The sequence below is a fragment of the Pseudomonas simiae genome (assembly GCF_900111895.1).
Taxonomy (GTDB): Bacteria; Pseudomonadota; Gammaproteobacteria; order Pseudomonadales; family Pseudomonadaceae; genus Aquipseudomonas; species Aquipseudomonas simiae.
On record NZ_FOKB01000003.1, the window covers coordinates 562,381 to 578,575 of the forward strand.

Here is a 16,195-nt window from a genome sequence, read left to right on the forward strand (position 1 = left end):
GGAGCGCAGCATGATGACCTCTCTCGCCAACTGGAAAGGCGTCCCGGCGCCCACAGCTCAACTGCTGGAAGGACGCTTTATCCGCCTGGAAAAACTCGATCCGGCCCGCCATGGCGACGACTTGTTCCACGCCCTCCATGGCCCAGGAGCGGATCCAAAACTGTGGGACTACTTGCCCTATGGGCCGTTTCCCGAGCGCAGCACATTCGATGCCTGGCTGAACAATCACGCCGCCAACAGTGATCCGTACTTTTTCAGCGTGATCGACCGCGCGACCGGTCAGGTACAGGGCATCCTCAGCTTGATGTCCATCGTGCCGGCGCAAGGTCGTATTGAAATTGGTCACGTCACCTTCGGTGCGCCGATGCAGCGCTCGCCCAAAAGCACCGAGGCGGTGTACTTGCTGGGCAAGTATGCATTTGAGCAGGGCTATCGCCGACTGGAATGGAAATGCAACAACGGCAATGCCCGTTCCAAATATGCGGCCGAGCGCTTGGGATTCAGTTTTGAAGGGGTGTTCCGCCAGCACATGGTGGTGAAGGGGCAGAACCGAGATACCGCGTGGTACTCGATCCTCGATTCGGAATGGCCGGCGATTGAGGCGGGGTTTGAGCGCTGGTTGTCGGAGGCGAATCAAACAACCTCAGGCCAACTCAACACACTGGCAGAGTGCCGAGCCTAGCCCCCACGGTCACCACAACATGAATGTGGGAGCGGGCTCGCTCACGAAGGTGGTGTTTCAGCCAACGACGATGTCGCCTGACCCACCCCTTTCGCGAGCAAGCCCGCTCCCACATTTGGGCCTGTGTGGGTTCAATTAACCCAGCTTCTGCGCCAACACGGCGATATGCTCCGGCCCAATCCCGCAGCACCCGCCCAAATGGCTGGCGCCACGTGCCTGCCAATCCGCAGCCCAGTGCAGATAGCCCGGCGGGTCAAGGTCGTCGCGCAGTGGGTCCAGACCATCGTTGGCCGTGGCTTCCTTGGGTTGCGGCGGGAAGGCGTTGGCGTAGGCCCCTATTTCAATGTGCACGCCGAGCCGCTCGAAGGTTTGGCGCGCGGCATCAATCGCATCGCCGATCACTTCCGGCTGGCTGCAGTTGAACAACAACACCTGCACACCCAACTGCGCCGCCGCTTCGGCCGCGTCCGCCACTGGCTCGCCGGAGCGCAGGCGCGGCACGTCGTCGGTGTCTTCGTCCTTGAGGGTAAACGACAGCCAGAACGGCTTGCCGTCCTGCGGCAGCCCGGCCTGGATCGCACGCGCTTCAGCGATGGAGCTCTGGGTTTCCGCCAGCCACAGGTCAACGTAGGGCGCCAGGCCCTGCACCAGTGGAGTCAGCAACTCGGCCACGCGCTGCGGCTCGAACAGATCGGGGCGATATGAGCCAAACAACGGCGGCAACGAACCCGCTACTCGCACGGCCTGACCGGAAGCTTCCACAGCACGTCGTGCCAGCGTACCGGCCAGGGCCGCCAGGGCCTGGCCCTCGGCGGCAAACCGCTCCTCGCCAATGTGAAACGGCACCACCGCGTAGCTGTTGCTGGTGATGACATTGGCACCGCTCTGGATATAAGCCGCATGCACCGCTTCAACCGCCTGCGGTGCTTCGCTCAACGCCAGTGCTGACCACTCCGGCTGCCGAAACGGCGCGCCGCGGCGCTGCAGTTCACGGCCCATGCCGCCATCGAGAATTACTGTTGCTGTGGCCATATGCTTTTTACTCATAAGCTTATGAAAATAACTAACTATGAGAGTCGTTCTTATAACTATTTAATACGCTCCATTCGGTACATAACAACTCTTTTTTCTAACGGTGTCCTTCATGAAACTTCAACCGCTGCTGGCCCTGGGCCTGACCCTGCTGGCCGCCTCGACTCAAGCCTTCGGCGGTGCGACGCTGGATCGCATCGAGAAGAACAAAGAATTGGTGGGCGTGCTGATGGAAAGCTATCCACCGTTCTCGTTCTTGAACGAGCAAAACCAGCTGGATGGCTTCGACGTTGACGTGGCCAGGGCCGTGGCGCAGAAACTCGGTGTGAAGTTGCGTCTTGAGACCCCGTCCTGGGACGTGATCGCCGCCGGGCGCTGGAGCGGGCGCTACGACATCTGCATCTGCTCCATGACCCCGAGCAAGGCTCGCGCCGAAGTGTTCGACTTCCCCGTGGAGTATTACGCGTCGCCGGCGGTGATCGTGGTCAACGCCAAGGATGATCGCATCCACAGCGCCAAGGACCTGAGCGGCAAGAAAGTCGGCCTCACCAGCGCCTCCAGCTACGAGAGCTACCTGAATAAAAACCTGGTGATTGAAGGCGCCGAGGACACCCAACTGCAATATCCATTCGAGGATGTGCAGATCGCCCCGTATGACACCGACAACGTGGCCTTCCAGGACCTGGGCCTGGGCGCCGGCGTGCGTCTGGATGCGATCCTCACCAACCTGGTCACCGCCCAACCGCGCCTGACCCAGGACAAGCGTTTCAAGCTGGCCGGCGAGCCGCTGTATTCCGAGCCCAATTCGGTGGCCATCGAAAAAGGCGACCCGCAGTGGGACAGCAAAGTGCGTGAAGTCTTCGCGCAGCTGAAACAGGACGGCACCTTGAGCAAGCTGTCGCAAAAATGGATCGGCGCTGACATCAGCCAATGACAGCATTTCCAACGCCTCCCAAGCCGCCGGTCAATGCATCGCGGCTTCAGCGCCTGCTGGGTTTCCGCACGCGGCTGTACCTGACCTGGGCCGCGCTGTTTTGCCTGTTTGCGAGTTTTTTCCTGAGCTTTGACCTGAAGTTCTCGATCATTCTCGACAAACTGCCCAACCTGGTCGGCCTGCACCTGGCGCCTAACGGTTTTCTGCAAGGCGCAGCGCTGACAGTGTTCCTGTGCCTGTGCGCAATCGTGGCCTCGTCGATACTGGGCTTTGTCACCGCGCTGGGGCGCCTGTCCAAAAGCGCCGTGGCCTTTGGCATTGCCAGCTTTTACGCGTCGTTCTTTCGCGGTACGCCGCTGCTGATCCAGATCCTCCTGATCTACCTTGGCCTGCCCCAACTGGGCCTGGTGCCAGGCGCCATCGTCGCCGGGATCATCGCGTTGTCGCTGAACTACGGCGCCTACCTGAGCGAAATTTTTCGCGCCGGCATCCTCGGCGTGCCTCAAGGCCAACGCGAAGCGGCCCTGGCGTTGGGCATGCGTGACAGTGTGATCTTCTGGCACGTGACCCTGCCCCAGGCCATGCGCACCATCATCCCGCCCGCCACCAACCAGTTCATCTCGATGCTCAAGGACTCGTCCCTGATCTCAGTGATGGGCGTGTGGGAAGTGATGTTCCTGGCGCAGTCCTATGGACGCTCAAGCTATCGCTACATCGAGATGCTCACCACCGCAGCAATCATCTACTGGGTGATGTCCCTCGGCCTGGAACTGATCCAGGCACGGATGGAGCGGCATTACGGCAAGGGCTACGTACGGCGCGGGTGAGGGTCAGTCGCTCCATTTACGACGGACCTTGACCACGCCCATCTGCAAGCCGAAGGGGCGGAACACCGCGTTCAGCGACTTGAGGGTCTGATTGCCTTCACCGTGTTCGATACGCGGCCACAGCAGATGCGTTTTTAATCGCGCCGGACTAGAGACAACTCCCGCAAACCAGGGGTAGTTGGCCTGACAGTTATCACCCCGCGATCTCGCTAAATTCCCGGCCTCATTCATCAGAGGTTGGGATTTCATGTCCTTTACACAACACCGACTCGCACTTGTCATTGCCCTTGCCCTCAGCGCCGCCAGCCTTCAAACCGCGCAGGCGCGAGGCGATATCGAATACCTGCCGTATCCGTTTCAACCCGACGATGCGCTGCCCGACGCGTGGCCTTACGAGCCCGAAGCCAACGCGGAGCCCCTCGACGGTTATCTCACTCAGAAAGCGACCTCCCACAATGGCTTGCAGGTGGCCAAGGTGCTGGAGCCCGCGTTGATTCGGTTACTGGAGTCCGGAGAACTGAACTCCGAGCAAATCAAAGCCCTGGAAAAATTCGGCGATGCACTGGGCAAACAACCCGGAGGGATCGGCGCAAGCCTTGAGCAGTTGGCCGGCAGCCAGAACGCCAACCTTGCCACGGCAACGCACAACACCACGCAGCACCTGAGCAACCAATTGCTCTCGACCCTGCGCTCGTTGCCCACCGACGACGAAGGCCACGTCTGGGTGCAAGGCTTGGGCAACGGCGGCAGCCTCGACAAACAAGGCGGCAGCGCCGGGATGAAATACGAAAGCCAAGGCCTGTTGCTGGGTGCCGACTGGGCACTGGATGACGCGTGGAGAGTCGGTGTCATCGCCGCGAAATCCACCAGCAACCTCGATGCCCAACGTTTCTCCGCCAACTTGGACAGCTGGCACCTGGGGGGTTATGCCGTGCGCCAGGACGGACCGCTGGCCCTGCGCCTGGGTGCGATCTACAGCGACCATGCTGGCCAGAACAAGCGCAACGTCAACCTGCTTGATTACAAGGAGCAGCTAAAGGGCAAATACAACGCTCAAAGCCAAACCCTGTTCTCTGAAATGGGCTATCAATTGGGCGTCGCGGATCTGAGCATCGAACCCTTCGCAGGCCTCGGCTTCCAGCGCTACCACCGCGACAGTTTCAAGGAAACGGGAGGTCTGACCGCGCTGAACGTCGGCGCACAAACCCAGCAAAACCTGAGCAGCACTTTTGGCCTGCGCTTGGCAACGCTGTATCGATTCGATAACCAGATCAGCCTCACACCTCACCTCAGCACAAGCTGGAAACACCTCTACGGTGACGTCGACAGCCAGGTCCGCCAGTCCTATCGAGCCCTGCCGGCCATGGCAGACGGTTTCACCATCAATGGCACCTCGCTGGACCGCAATAGCCTGGACCTGCACGCTGGCCTGGACCTCGCGTTGTCGACACAGCACACCGTAGGCCTGACCTACAGCGTCCAAGCCGGTACAAACAGCCGTAACCAAGGCTTGATGGGCCAATGGAAGATGAGCTTCTAAACCTGCCAGATTTCGGGCAAAAAAAAGGGGGGCACCTGCCCCCCCGAGGATTAAACGGTAGTTTCGAAGGCTGGATCAGCCTTCGATTTCAATCAGGATTTCGCCAGGGTTGACCCGGTCGCCCTTGGCCACATGAACCGCGGTCACCTTGCCGGCAATAGCGGCCTGCACTTCGGTTTCCATCTTCATGGCTTCGGTAATCAGCACGGCCTGGCCGGCCTTGACCACGTCGCCTTCCTTGACCAGCACGTCGACGATATTGCCCGGCATTGCGGTGCTGACATGACCCGGCGCCGTAGCGTGCTTGCGGTTGCTGCTGCCACCGCTGACAAACTCGTTGAGCGGTTCGAACACCACTTCTTCCGGCATGCCATCGATGGAAAGGTAGAAATGGCGCTTGCCTTCAGCCTTCACGCCCACACCGGTGATGTCCACGCGGTAACTTTCACCGTGCACGTCGATCACAAATTCAGTCGGTACGCCCTCGCCACCGACGCGCGCCACGCCGCCGGCTTCAGGGATCGGCAACAGCACTTCAGGCGCCAGGGTGCCGGCGTCGCGTTCTTCGAGGAACTTGCGCCCGATGTCCGGGAACATGGCATACGTCAGCACGTCTTCTTCAGACTTGGCCAACGCGCCGATCTCGCCGCGCAGCTTGGTCATTTCCGGCTTGAGCAGGTCGGCCGGGCGTACGTCGATCACCTCTTCGCTGCCGATGGCCTGGCGACGCAGTTTCTCGTTCACAATGCCTGGCGCCTTGCCGTAGCCGCCTTGCAGGTAGAGCTTCACTTCGTTGGTGATGGTTTTGTAGCGCTCGCCAGCCAACACGTTGAAGAACGCCTGGGTGCCGACGATCTGCGAGGTCGGAGTGACCAGCGGCGGGAAGCCGAGGTCTTCACGCACACGCGGGATTTCCGCCAGCACTTCGTTCATGCGGTTGAGCGCACCCTGCTCTTTCAACTGGTTGGCCAGGTTGGAAATCATCCCGCCGGGCACCTGGTTGACTTGAACGCGGGTATCGACCGCGGTGAATTCGCTTTCGAACTGGTGGTATTTCTTACGCACGGCGTAGAAATACAGGCCGATTTCCTGCAGCAGTTCCAGGCTCAGGCCAGTGTCGAATTCGCTGCCTTTAAGGGCGGCGACCATCGACTCGGTGCCTGGGTGGCTGGTGCCCCAGGCGAAGCTGGAGATGGCGGTATCGATGTGGTCGGCACCGTTTTCGATGGCCTTGAGCTGGCACATCGCAGCCAGGCCGGCGGTGTCGTGGGAGTGGATGAAGATCGGCAGGCTTTGCTCGGCCTTCAACGCCTTGACCAGTTCGCCGGTGGCGTACGGCGTCAGCAGGCCGGCCATGTCCTTGATCGCAATCGAGTCGCAACCCATGGATTCCAGCTGCTTGGCCTGGGCCACAAAAGCTTCGACGGTGTGCACCGGGCTGGTGGTGTAGGCGATGGTGCCTTGGGCGTGTTTGCCGGCGGCTTTCACCGCTTCGATCGCCACGCGCAGGTTACGCACGTCGTTCATGGCGTCGAAAATGCGGAATACGTCGATGCCATTTACGGCAGCCTTGGCGACGAAGGCTTTGACCACGTCGTCGCTGTAGTGGCGGTAGCCCAGCAGGTTCTGGCCGCGCAGCAGCATCTGCAGGCGAGTGTTGGGCAACGCGGCGCGCAGTTTGCGCAGGCGCTCCCACGGGTCTTCCTTGAGGAAGCGCACACAGGCGTCGAAGGTCGCGCCGCCCCAGACTTCCAGGGACCAGTAGCCGACTTTGTCGAGCTTGTCGCAGATCGGCAGCATGTCGTCGGTACGCATGCGGGTCGCCAGCAACGATTGGTGGGCGTCGCGCAGGATGGTGTCGGTTACGAAGATTTTCTTGCTCATTCTTATATTCCTCACAGGCCTGCGTGGGCGGCGATGGCGGCGGCGATGGCCAGGGCCAGCTCTTCGGGTTTGCGCTTGATCGAGTAGTTGGTCAGCTCAGGGTGGCTTTCCACAAAGCTTGTATTAAATTGGCCGCTGCGGAATTCCGGATTGCGCAGGATTTCCTGGTAGTAGGCGGCGGTGGTCTTCACACCTTGCAGGCGCATGTCGTCCAGGGCTCGCAGGCCGCGGTCCATGGCTTCTTCCCAGGTCAACGCCCACACCACCAGTTTCAGGCACATGGAGTCGTAGAACGGCGGGATGGTGTAACCGGTGTAGATCGCCGTGTCGGTACGCACGCCAGGGCCGCCGGGGGCGTAGTAACGGGTGATCTTGCCAAAGCTGGGCAGGAAGTTGTTCTTCGGGTCTTCAGCGTTGATGCGGAACTGCAACGCGAAACCACGGTGCTGGATGTCTTCCTGTTTCACCGACAGCGGCAGGCCGGAGGCGATGCGAATCTGTTCGCGGACGATATCAATACCGGTGATTTCTTCGGTGATGGTGTGTTCCACCTGCACCCGGGTGTTCATCTCCATGAAGTACACCTCGCCCTCGGCGAGCAGGAACTCCACGGTGCCGGCGTTTTCGTAACCCACGGCCTTGGCCGCACGCACCGACAGGTCGCCGATGTAGGCGCGCTGTTCTGGGGTCAGCTGGGGGCTGGGGGCAATCTCGATAAGCTTCTGGTTGCGGCGCTGGATCGAGCAATCGCGCTCGAACAGGTGCACCACGTTGCCAAAACTGTCACCGAGGATCTGCGCTTCGATGTGCTTGGGATTGACGATGCACTTTTCCAGGAACACTTCCGCCGAACCGAAGGCCTTGGTGGCTTCGGAGATCACGCGAGGGAAGGCTTGTTCAAGTTCTTCACGGCTGTTGCAGCGACGGATACCACGGCCACCGCCACCGGAAGTGGCCTTGAGCATCACCGGATAACCGATGCGGTCGCCTTCGGTCAGGGCTTCGTGGATATCCGCAACGTTGCCTTCGGTGCCCGGCGTGACCGGTACACCGGCCTTGATCATGCTGCGGCGCGCTTCGGTCTTGTCGCCCATGCGGCGAATCACTTCTGCCGACGGGCCAATGAATTTGATGCCGCGTTCGGCGCAAATGTCTGCCAGTTCGGCGTTTTCCGACAGGAAGCCGTAACCAGGGTGCAGCGCATCACAACCGGTTTCCACCGCCAGGTTCACCAGCTTGCGCGGGTTCAGATAGCCGGCCAGGGGCTCGGCACCAATGCTGTGGGCTTCGTCGGCACGCTTGACGTGCAACGCGTGGCGGTCGGCGTCGGAATAGACCGCGACCGAGCGAATGCCCATCTCGGCGCAGGCACGCACGATTCGTACGGCGATTTCACCACGGTTGGCGATCAGGATCTTTTTTATCACTTGGAAATTCCCTTGAGCCGATTGCTGCGTTCTTCGACCCGCTAGACCCGGGTCGGCGCGTGACCAAATGTTTCATGACAGTCGCGAGACACACACTAAGCCTGCAGAGGGATTAACAAAAATCAATAATTATTGGGTCGTGCATAAGTAAAGACTTATAGTTGGCCGGACGGCCTGGGGCGAAAGGATTGAAATAATGCGTAAATCATTGATGCGTATGACATTGCGTCAATTGCAGATCTTCAATGAAGTCTGCGATTTGCGCTCCTACAGCCGCGCAGCCGAGGAAATGTCCCTCACTCAACCGGCCGTGAGTCTGCAAATCCGCCAGCTGGAAGAGCTGATCGGCCAGCCGTTGTTCGATTATGTCGGCAAAAAGCTCTACATGACCGAGGCCGCCGAAGCCTTGCAACGCGCCAGTCGCGACATTTTCGGGCGCCTGGAAAACCTCGATATGCAGCTGTCGGATATGCAGGGTTCGCTGCAAGGCCAGCTCAAGCTGGCGATTGAGTCCAGCGCCAAGTACTTCGTGCCGCACCTGTTTGCCGCCTTCAAGCGCCAGCATCCGGAAGTGCAGTTGCACCTCACGGTAGTCAACCGCGCCCAGGTGATCCGAAGGCTCTCGGACAACCGCGATGACTTGGTGATCATGTCCATGGTGCCCCAGGACATGGGCCTGGAATTCCTGCCGTTCCTCAACAATCCGATCGTCGCCGTGGCGCCACACGATCACCCGCTAAGCCTGCAAGGGCCGCTGCGCCTGCAGGACCTGGAACCCTACACACTGTTGCTGCGCGAGCCAGGCTCCGGCACGCGACTGGCCTGCGAAGAGTATTTCAAGGAAAAACGCGTGCACTTCACCCAGACGGTGGAAGTGGCCTCGGCCGAGGCGCAGCGTGAATGTGTATGCGCGGGGTTGGGCGTGGCCCTGCTGACGCGTCACGCAGTCAACATGGAACTGGCCACCGGCGGGCTCAAGGAGCTGCCGGTGGAAGAACTGCCGCTGTACCGCAGTTGGTGCCTGGTGCAAGCCAAAGCCAAGCGCCTGTCACCGGTGGCCCATGCGTTCCTGGGCTTTATCCGCAGCGAGCGGGTGCAGATCAGCGCACTGGCTGAGCGTTTCGCTGGGCAGCCGCGGGTGCCTGCCAATGGAGTTCCGGGTAGTCACTGATGCTCTGGAGCAGTTGGCGCTCCTCGCAACGGTCTTCGATTGCGCGACGGAACGCCATGCGGCGCTGGTCTTCCTGCTGACGACGGGTTTTGACGGAGCTGTTGCTGTCTTCGTAGGGCCGGGCCATTTGGAGTCTCCCAATGCGAGTACGGGGAGTTCAGGATGGCCCTGGGCGATGACGGTTTGGCGGCGCGGGGGTTACAGGACGATGAATCTTCTAAAGCTGACGCAAATCCACTGTGGGAGCTGGCTTGCCTGCTCCCACATTTGACCGAGTGTGACTTTGAATCAATCGTCGAGGGCTTTGACCGATTTAGGCGACAGGCGAAGACTGCGCAAGCTGCGCTTCACGCTCTTGAGGTGGTTGACCAGGCTCGGCCCGCGCGCCATGGCCACGCCCATCGCCAGCACGTCGATCACCACCAGATGGGCAATACGCGAGGTCAGCGGCGTATAGATTTCCGTGTCTTCATGCACATCAATCGCCAGGTTGACCGTGGACAGTTCCGCCAACGGCGTCTGGCTCGGGCACAGGGTGATCAGCGATGCACCGCTTTCACGCACCAGGTTGGCGGTGATCAGCAGGTCTTTGGAACGGCCCGACTGGGAAATGCAGATGGCAACGTCCGTAGGCTTCAAGGTCACCGCCGACATCGCCTGCATGTGCGGGTCGCTGTAGGCCGCTGCGGTGAGCAGCAAGCGGAAGAATTTGTGCTGGGCATCGGCAGCCACCGCGCCAGAAGCACCAAAGCCATAGAACTCGACACGCTGGGCCTGGGACATGGCGGTCACGGCCTTTTGCAACTCCACCGGGTCGAGCTTCTCCCGCACTTCCATCAGGGTGTGCAGGGTGGTGTCGAAGATTTTCAGGCTGTAGTCGGCGACGGAGTCGTCTTCATGGATCGCGAATTGGCCAAAGCTGGCACCCGCGGCCAGGCTTTGCGCCAGCTTGAGTTTCAAGTCCTGGAACCCGGAGCAGCCGATGGCGCGGCAGAAGCGCACGATGGTCGGCTCGCTGATGCCCACGCTGTGCGCCAGGTCGGCCATGGAACTGTGCATCACAGCCGCAGGGTCAAGCAGCACGTGATCGGCAACCTTGAGTTCCGATTTGCGTAACAGGTGGCGCGACTGGGCGATATGTTGCAACAGGTTCAAAGGGCAGGACTCTTGTTATGGGCAGGGCCAGGGATGTAGCAAGCTTGTAGTTATACTACAAGAATTGCCGTTTTGCCCGTCCGGCGCATCACTAAATCGCCCTGCCCCCCTTTGAATCTAAGGGCGGCCAAGTTGTAGCCACAGGGCGGCCCCAGGCATCACTAGGGAAAATCTGCATTTTTCCGTAACAAATCTGCCAGCCCTTTGGCCTCCATCGGCCGACTGATCAAATAGCCCTGCACCTCGTCACAACGTTCACCGCGCAGGAAATCCAGCTGCTGTTGATCTTCCACGCCTTCGGCCACCACTTTGAGCGCCAGCCCGTGAGCCATGGCGATGATGGCGCGGGTGATGGCCGCGTCTTCACGCCCCTGGCCCAGCCCACGGATGAAGGTCTGGTCGATCTTCACATAGTCCACGGGAATGCGTTTGAGATAGCTCAGGGACGAATAACCCGTGCCGAAATCGTCGATCGCCAGTTTCACGCCCAGGTCCCGCAGTTGCTGGAAGGTGGCGATGATGTGTTCGACGCTGTCGAGCAATTGGCTTTCGGTCAGCTCCAGCTCCAGGTATTGCGGGTCCAGGCCGGTTTCTTCGAGCACCTGGCGCACCAGGCTGACCAACTTGCCTTGGCGCAGTTGATGCACCGACAGGTTCACCGACACCCGGATCGGCGCCAGCCCCTGGCGCTGCCATTCACAAGCCTGCCAGCAGGCTTCGCGCAGCACGAACTCGCCCAATGGCACAATCAGACCCGTCTCTTCGGCCAGGCCGATAAAGTCCCCCGGCGGCACCATGCCCCACTGCGGATGCTCCCAGCGGATCAACGCCTCGGCAGCATTCAGCTTGCCGGTGGCCAGGCAGAGTTTCGGCTGATAGAACACCGTGAGCTGGCCCTCCTCAATGGCTTTGCGCAAGTGGTTTTCCAGCTGTAAGCGCTCCAGGGTGCTGGCTTGCAGGCTGTCGGTGTAGAACTGGAAGTTATTACCGCCCAGGTGTTTGGCATGTTGCATGGCCATGTTGGATTGGCTGACCAATGCGGAAATTTCCCGCGCATTGTCCGGCAACAGGCTGACACCCATCGAGGCACTCACTACCAGCTCATGCCCCTCCACCGTCACGGGCACCCGCAGTTTGGCCAGTAACCGCGTGGCCACTCGCGCAAGACTGGACAGGTTGCCGTAGGCGTCGAACAGCACAGCGAATTCGTCCCCGGACAGACGCGCGATGGTGTCAGCCTCAGGTAAAGCGTTGATCAGGCGGCGTGCCATTTTCTGCAGCAGTTGGTCGGCAACTTCATGGCCGAGGCTGTCATTGAGCAATTTGAAGCGGTCGAGGTTGATATGCAGCAACGCCAGGTTGCGCCCGCCCTGGCGTACGCGCTGGTGAGCCTCGCGCAGCCGTTCGCGGAACAGCGAGCGGTTGGCCAGGCCGGTCAATTCGTCGTAATGGGTCAGGTAGCGCATGCGCTCTTCCGACTCGCGCCGCGCCGAGAGATCGGCGAAGAAGCCCACAATGTGGCTGACTTTTCCTCGGACATCGCGCACCACATTCAATTGCAGCCACTGCGGATACAGCTCGCCGTTCTTGCGCGTCTCCACCAGTTCACCCTGCCAGGTACCGTGGCTGAGCAACGCCTGGCGGATCACTGGGAAGTGGCGGCGGGCATCGCGGCTGCTGGGCAGTTCGACCACATTGCGACCGATCATGTCGTCGGTTTCAAAACCCGTGACACGGCTGAACGCCTGGTTCACGGCGATCAGCTTGTAGTCCGGGTCAAGGATAACGATGCCTTCGCTGGCGGCCTCGAATACTGTCGACGCCAAACGCTGCTGTTCTTCCAGGGCCTTGCCCGCAGTGATATCGCGACGCGTACCCAGCATGCGCGTCACCCGCCCACTGGGCGCACGCTCCACGGCGCGGCCACGGTCTTCGATCCACACCCAGTGCCCATCGCCGTGGCGCACGCGGTATTCCACCTGGTAGTCCTCGCTGCGGCCCTTGAGGTGTTCCACCAAGGCACGCTTGAGCAGCGGCAGGTCATCAGGGTGCAAGCGCGGCTTGAGGTGGCTGAGCATGGCCGTGACGTATTCCGGCTCCAGGCCGAACAACTCCTTGAGTTGGGTGTGATGGACTTCGTCGGTTTGCAGGTTCCAGTCCCACAGGCCCAACTCACTGGCTTGCAGCGCCATGGCCAGGCGCGCTTCGCTTTTATTCAGGGCCAGATGGGTGGCGTCCAGCTCCTGACTGCGTTGCGCCACGCGGTCCTGCAGGCCGACCTGGGCTTCGCGCAGTTCGTGCTCGACCTGACGACGTTGTTCAACTTCGCGCACCAGCTCCTGATTGAGTTGCTCGCTGCGCTGTTGTGCCTGTTGCAGATGTTCGATCAGTGCCTGATTCTGAAACCGCCGCAGCAGCCCACGCTGGATCAGGCGATTGACCTGCCACGCCACCAGGCTCAAGGATGCCAGCAGGATCAGGCCCAGCACACCCCAACCGCGTTGCTGCGGGTCGCCGGTCCAGAACAGGTACAGGATCGCCGGCACCAGACACGGCAAGGCGAACGACAAGAACGCCGGCAGGCTCACGGCATAGGCCACACTGGCGGACAGCGTCGCCGCGCCGATCAGGCCGAACACCCAGGCCTGTTGCATGAAGCTATCGACCGGCACCAGCGCGATGGCGGCCGTGGCCAAGGTCAGACCGCTGACGGCCGAACCCAGCATGAACATACGCCGCCACACCGGCTGAGCCTGGCGGCTGGGCATGGCCGAGTCGAACGCCGCCACTTGGATCACACGCATCGCCACCAGGGCCAGCAGCCAGACCAGCCAGATACTGTCCAGCAGGTATTGCTTGGGGTTCCACAACAGCCAGGCGCAGACCAGGCCATTCACCAGCATCAACAGGGTCGGCAACAGCGAACCCTGATACAGCAGGCGCGTGCGCTCGACCGCCATCTCCGTGGCGTAGTGTTTGCGAAGAACCTGCGCGGGCGCCGCTGAGGGGCCGAGCAGATCAGTGCTGAAGGTCATAGGCAGTGTTCTTATAATGGTGAGCCCGAAACGTCGACGGAGCATACACAAGCAAGCGCCTGGGCCAAACTGCTCTACGTCATAAAATCTGCACGGTCGTGCGGCGCAAACTTCGGTGCCAGAGGGCTCGAGCGAGACGCCCCGCGGGCTGCGGCCATTGACCGACCGGTCATCACCCGGGTGGTTTTCGGTCGACCACCCGGCATTGGTATTTGCCCCACTTCCCCGGGGGCCATAGAATGCGCCGATGCGCGATGATCTCTCCCTTTTGCTGAACTCCCTCAACGATGCCCAACGCCAGGCCGTAGCGGCCCCTGTTGGCCGTCAGTTGGTCCTGGCCGGTGCTGGCTCCGGTAAAACCCGAGTGCTGGTGCACCGTATCGCCTGGTTGATCCAGGTCGAAAACGCGTCCCCGCATTCCATCCTGTCGGTGACCTTCACCAACAAGGCCGCTGCCGAGATGCGCCATCGCATCGAGCAGTTGATGGGCATCAGCCCGGCCGGTATGTGGGTGGGCACCTTCCACGGCCTGGCACACCGCCTGTTGCGGGCACACTGGCAGGAGGCGGGCCTGGCCCAGACCTTCCAGATCCTCGACAGCGATGACCAGCAACGCCTGGTCAAGCGGGTCATCCGCGAGCTGGGCCTCGACGAGCAGCGTTGGCCGGCGCGTCAGGCGCAATGGTTCATCAACGGCCAGAAAGACGAAGGCCTGCGCCCACAACATATCCAGGCCAGCGGTGATTTGTTCCTGGCCACCATGCGCAGCATTTATGAAGCCTACGAGGCCGCCTGCGTACGCGCCGGGGTTATCGATTTCTCCGAGCTGCTGTTGCGCGCCCTCGACCTGTGGCGTGACAACCCAGGCCTGCTGGCCCATTACCAGAAGCGCTTCCGCCACATCCTGGTGGACGAGTTCCAGGACACCAACGCCGTGCAGTACGCCTGGTTGCGCCTGCTGGCCAAGGGTGGCGACAGCCTGATGGTGGTGGGCGACGACGACCAGTCGATCTACGGCTGGCGTGGCGCGAAAATCGAGAACATCTACCAGTATTCCGAAGACTTCCCAGACGCGGTGACCATCCGCCTGGAGCAGAACTACCGCTCCACCGCCGGCATCCTCAAGGCCGCCAACGCCTTGATCGCCAACAACACCGGGCGCCTGGGCAAAGAGCTGTGGACCGACGGCGGCGAAGGCGAGGCCATCAACCTGTACGCCGCGTTCAACGAGCACGATGAAGCGCGCTACGTGGTGGAAACCATCGAAAGCGCGCTGAAGACCGGCCTGGCGCGCAGCGACATCGCGATCCTTTACCGTTCCAACGCCCAATCGCGGGTCTTGGAAGAAGCCTTGCTGCGCGAGCGCATCCCGTACCGCATCTATGGCGGCCAGCGCTTCTTTGAGCGCGCCGAAATCAAGAACGCCATGGCCTACCTGCGCTTGCTGGAAGGTCGCGGCAACGATGCGGCGCTGGAGCGGGTGATCAATATCCCGGCGCGCGGCATCGGCGAAAAAACCGTCGAAGCCATCCGCGATCACGCACGCCATGCCGATGTGTCGATGTGGGAAGCCATGCGCTTGCTCATCGTCAATAAAGGCCTGACTGGCCGCGCAGCCGGTGCGTTGGGGGTGTTTGTCGAGCTGATCGAGAACCTGGCGGCCAAGTGCGCGCAAATGCCCCTGCATTTGATGACCCAGACGGTAATCGAACAGTCCGGGCTGATCGCCTATCACGAAGCGGAAAAAGGCGAGAAAGGCCAGGCCCGGGTAGAAAACCTTGAGGAACTGGTGAGCGCCGCCCGTGCCTTCGAAAACACCGAGGAAGACGAAGAGCTGACGCCGCTGGCTGCGTTCCTCGGCCACGCGTCGCTGGAAGCCGGTGATACCCAGGCCGATGAGCATGAAGACAGCATCCAGCTGATGACCTTGCACAGCGCCAAGGGCCTGGAATTTCCGTATGTGTTCCTGGTGGGCATGGAAGAAGGCCTGTTCCCGCACAAGATGAGCCTGGAAGAACCCGGCCGCCTTGAGGAAGAACGCCGCCTGGCATACGTGGGCATCACCCGCGCCATGCAGAACCTGGTGATGACCTACGCCGAGACCCGACGCCTGTATGGCAGCGAGACCTACAACAAGGTGTCACGCTTCGTACGTGAAGTGCCGAAGGGTCTGATCCAGGAAGTGCGCCTGTCCAACAGCGTCAGCCGCCCATTCGGCGGAGGCCAGCAGCAGAACTCCAGCAGCCTGTTTGCCGGCTCCGAAATCCCGGAAACCCAGTTCAGCCTTGGCCAGCAGGTCAGGCATTCAGTGTTCGGTGAAGGCGTGATCCTCAACTTCGAAGGCGCGGGTGCCCAGGCACGGGTGCAGGTGAACTTCGCCGAAGGCAGCAAGTGGCTGATGATGGGTTACGCGAAACTCGAAGCCCTCTGAGGTCTTCCCCGCTGTCAGAGCTGAAACATTTGCCTACATGAAGGTTATTGGCCCGCCCTTGTATTTAACGAGCGCGG

The 16,195-nt window shown here is 61.0% G+C and carries 13 protein-coding genes; 6 read left to right on the forward strand and 7 right to left on the reverse strand.

Going from position 1 to position 16,195, the window contains the following annotated elements; genetic code table 11:
* Nucleotides 1-10 precede the first annotated feature (10 nt).
* Nucleotides 11-682 (forward strand): GNAT family N-acetyltransferase, encoded by a 672-nt coding sequence (locus BMZ57_RS12635; protein ID WP_029529031.1) that lies wholly within the window; start codon nt 11-13, stop codon nt 680-682.
* Nucleotides 683-817: 135 nt separating this feature from the next.
* Here the strand turns inward: BMZ57_RS12635 and BMZ57_RS12640 are convergent, their stop codons facing one another.
* Nucleotides 818-1,714: a homocysteine S-methyltransferase family protein gene (locus BMZ57_RS12640; RefSeq protein WP_069672969.1), complete on the reverse strand. Its 897-nt coding sequence runs from the start codon at nt 1,712-1,714 to the stop codon at nt 818-820.
* 112 nt (nt 1,715-1,826) lie between these two features.
* On the opposite strand from BMZ57_RS12640, the gene BMZ57_RS12645 reads away from it, so the two are divergent.
* Both BMZ57_RS12645 and BMZ57_RS12650 read left to right on the forward strand, forming a co-directional pair.
* On the forward strand, nt 1,827-2,648 hold the full coding sequence (locus BMZ57_RS12645) for an ABC transporter substrate-binding protein (RefSeq protein ID WP_047542424.1): 822 nt from the start codon (nt 1,827-1,829) through the stop codon (nt 2,646-2,648).
* Complete coding sequence (locus tag BMZ57_RS12650) at nt 2,645-3,475, forward strand: amino acid ABC transporter permease (protein WP_069672970.1); 831 nt, start codon at nt 2,645-2,647, stop codon at nt 3,473-3,475. Before BMZ57_RS12645 ends, BMZ57_RS12650 begins: the two co-directional genes overlap by 4 nt.
* A gap of 3 nt (nt 3,476-3,478) precedes the next feature.
* Here the strand turns inward: BMZ57_RS12650 and BMZ57_RS29155 are convergent, their stop codons facing one another.
* On the reverse strand, nt 3,479-3,724 hold the full coding sequence (locus tag BMZ57_RS29155; protein ID WP_137205824.1) for a hypothetical protein: 246 nt from the start codon (nt 3,722-3,724) through the stop codon (nt 3,479-3,481).
* Between BMZ57_RS29155 and BMZ57_RS12660 the strand changes: the two genes are divergently transcribed.
* Nucleotides 3,723-5,015: an autotransporter outer membrane beta-barrel domain-containing protein gene (locus tag BMZ57_RS12660; RefSeq protein WP_042571084.1), complete on the forward strand. Its 1,293-nt coding sequence runs from the start codon at nt 3,723-3,725 to the stop codon at nt 5,013-5,015. The genes BMZ57_RS29155 and BMZ57_RS12660 overlap by 2 nt on opposite strands.
* A gap of 75 nt (nt 5,016-5,090) precedes the next feature.
* Here BMZ57_RS12660 and oadA read toward each other — a convergent pair whose 3' ends face one another.
* Together oadA and BMZ57_RS12670 are read right to left on the reverse strand one after the other, a co-directional pair.
* Nucleotides 5,091-6,899, reverse strand: a complete 1,809-nt coding sequence (gene oadA / locus BMZ57_RS12665) for a sodium-extruding oxaloacetate decarboxylase subunit alpha (RefSeq protein WP_010207617.1) — start codon at nt 6,897-6,899, stop codon at nt 5,091-5,093.
* A gap of 11 nt (nt 6,900-6,910) precedes the next feature.
* Nucleotides 6,911-8,326, reverse strand: a complete 1,416-nt coding sequence (locus tag BMZ57_RS12670) for an acetyl-CoA carboxylase biotin carboxylase subunit (protein WP_003195732.1) — start codon at nt 8,324-8,326, stop codon at nt 6,911-6,913.
* Between the two features lie 196 nt (nt 8,327-8,522).
* Between BMZ57_RS12670 and BMZ57_RS12675 the strand changes: the two genes are divergently transcribed.
* On the forward strand, nt 8,523-9,497 hold the full coding sequence (locus tag BMZ57_RS12675) for a LysR family transcriptional regulator (RefSeq protein WP_010207619.1): 975 nt from the start codon (nt 8,523-8,525) through the stop codon (nt 9,495-9,497).
* On the opposite strand, the gene BMZ57_RS29775 is transcribed toward BMZ57_RS12675, so the two are convergent.
* The 3 genes from BMZ57_RS29775 to BMZ57_RS12690 form a co-directional block, all read right to left on the reverse strand.
* Nucleotides 9,427-9,624 carry a PA3496 family putative envelope integrity protein gene (locus BMZ57_RS29775; RefSeq protein ID WP_074900515.1) on the reverse strand — a complete coding sequence of 66 codons (198 nt, stop codon included), beginning with the start codon at nt 9,622-9,624 and terminating at the stop codon, nt 9,427-9,429. The genes BMZ57_RS12675 and BMZ57_RS29775 overlap by 71 nt on opposite strands.
* A 161-nt stretch (nt 9,625-9,785) precedes the next feature.
* Nucleotides 9,786-10,652, reverse strand: a complete 867-nt coding sequence (hexR, locus tag BMZ57_RS12685) for a transcriptional regulator HexR (protein WP_003177007.1) — start codon at nt 10,650-10,652, stop codon at nt 9,786-9,788.
* A 161-nt stretch (nt 10,653-10,813) separates the two neighbouring features.
* Complete coding sequence (locus BMZ57_RS12690; RefSeq protein ID WP_010207621.1) at nt 10,814-13,687, reverse strand: EAL domain-containing protein; 2,874 nt, start codon at nt 13,685-13,687, stop codon at nt 10,814-10,816.
* 247 nt (nt 13,688-13,934) lie between these two features.
* Between BMZ57_RS12690 and uvrD the strand changes: the two genes are divergently transcribed.
* Nucleotides 13,935-16,118 carry a DNA helicase II gene (gene uvrD, locus BMZ57_RS12695; protein ID WP_010207622.1) on the forward strand — a complete coding sequence of 728 codons (2,184 nt, stop codon included), beginning with the start codon at nt 13,935-13,937 and terminating at the stop codon, nt 16,116-16,118.
* Nucleotides 16,119-16,195 lie beyond the last annotated feature (77 nt).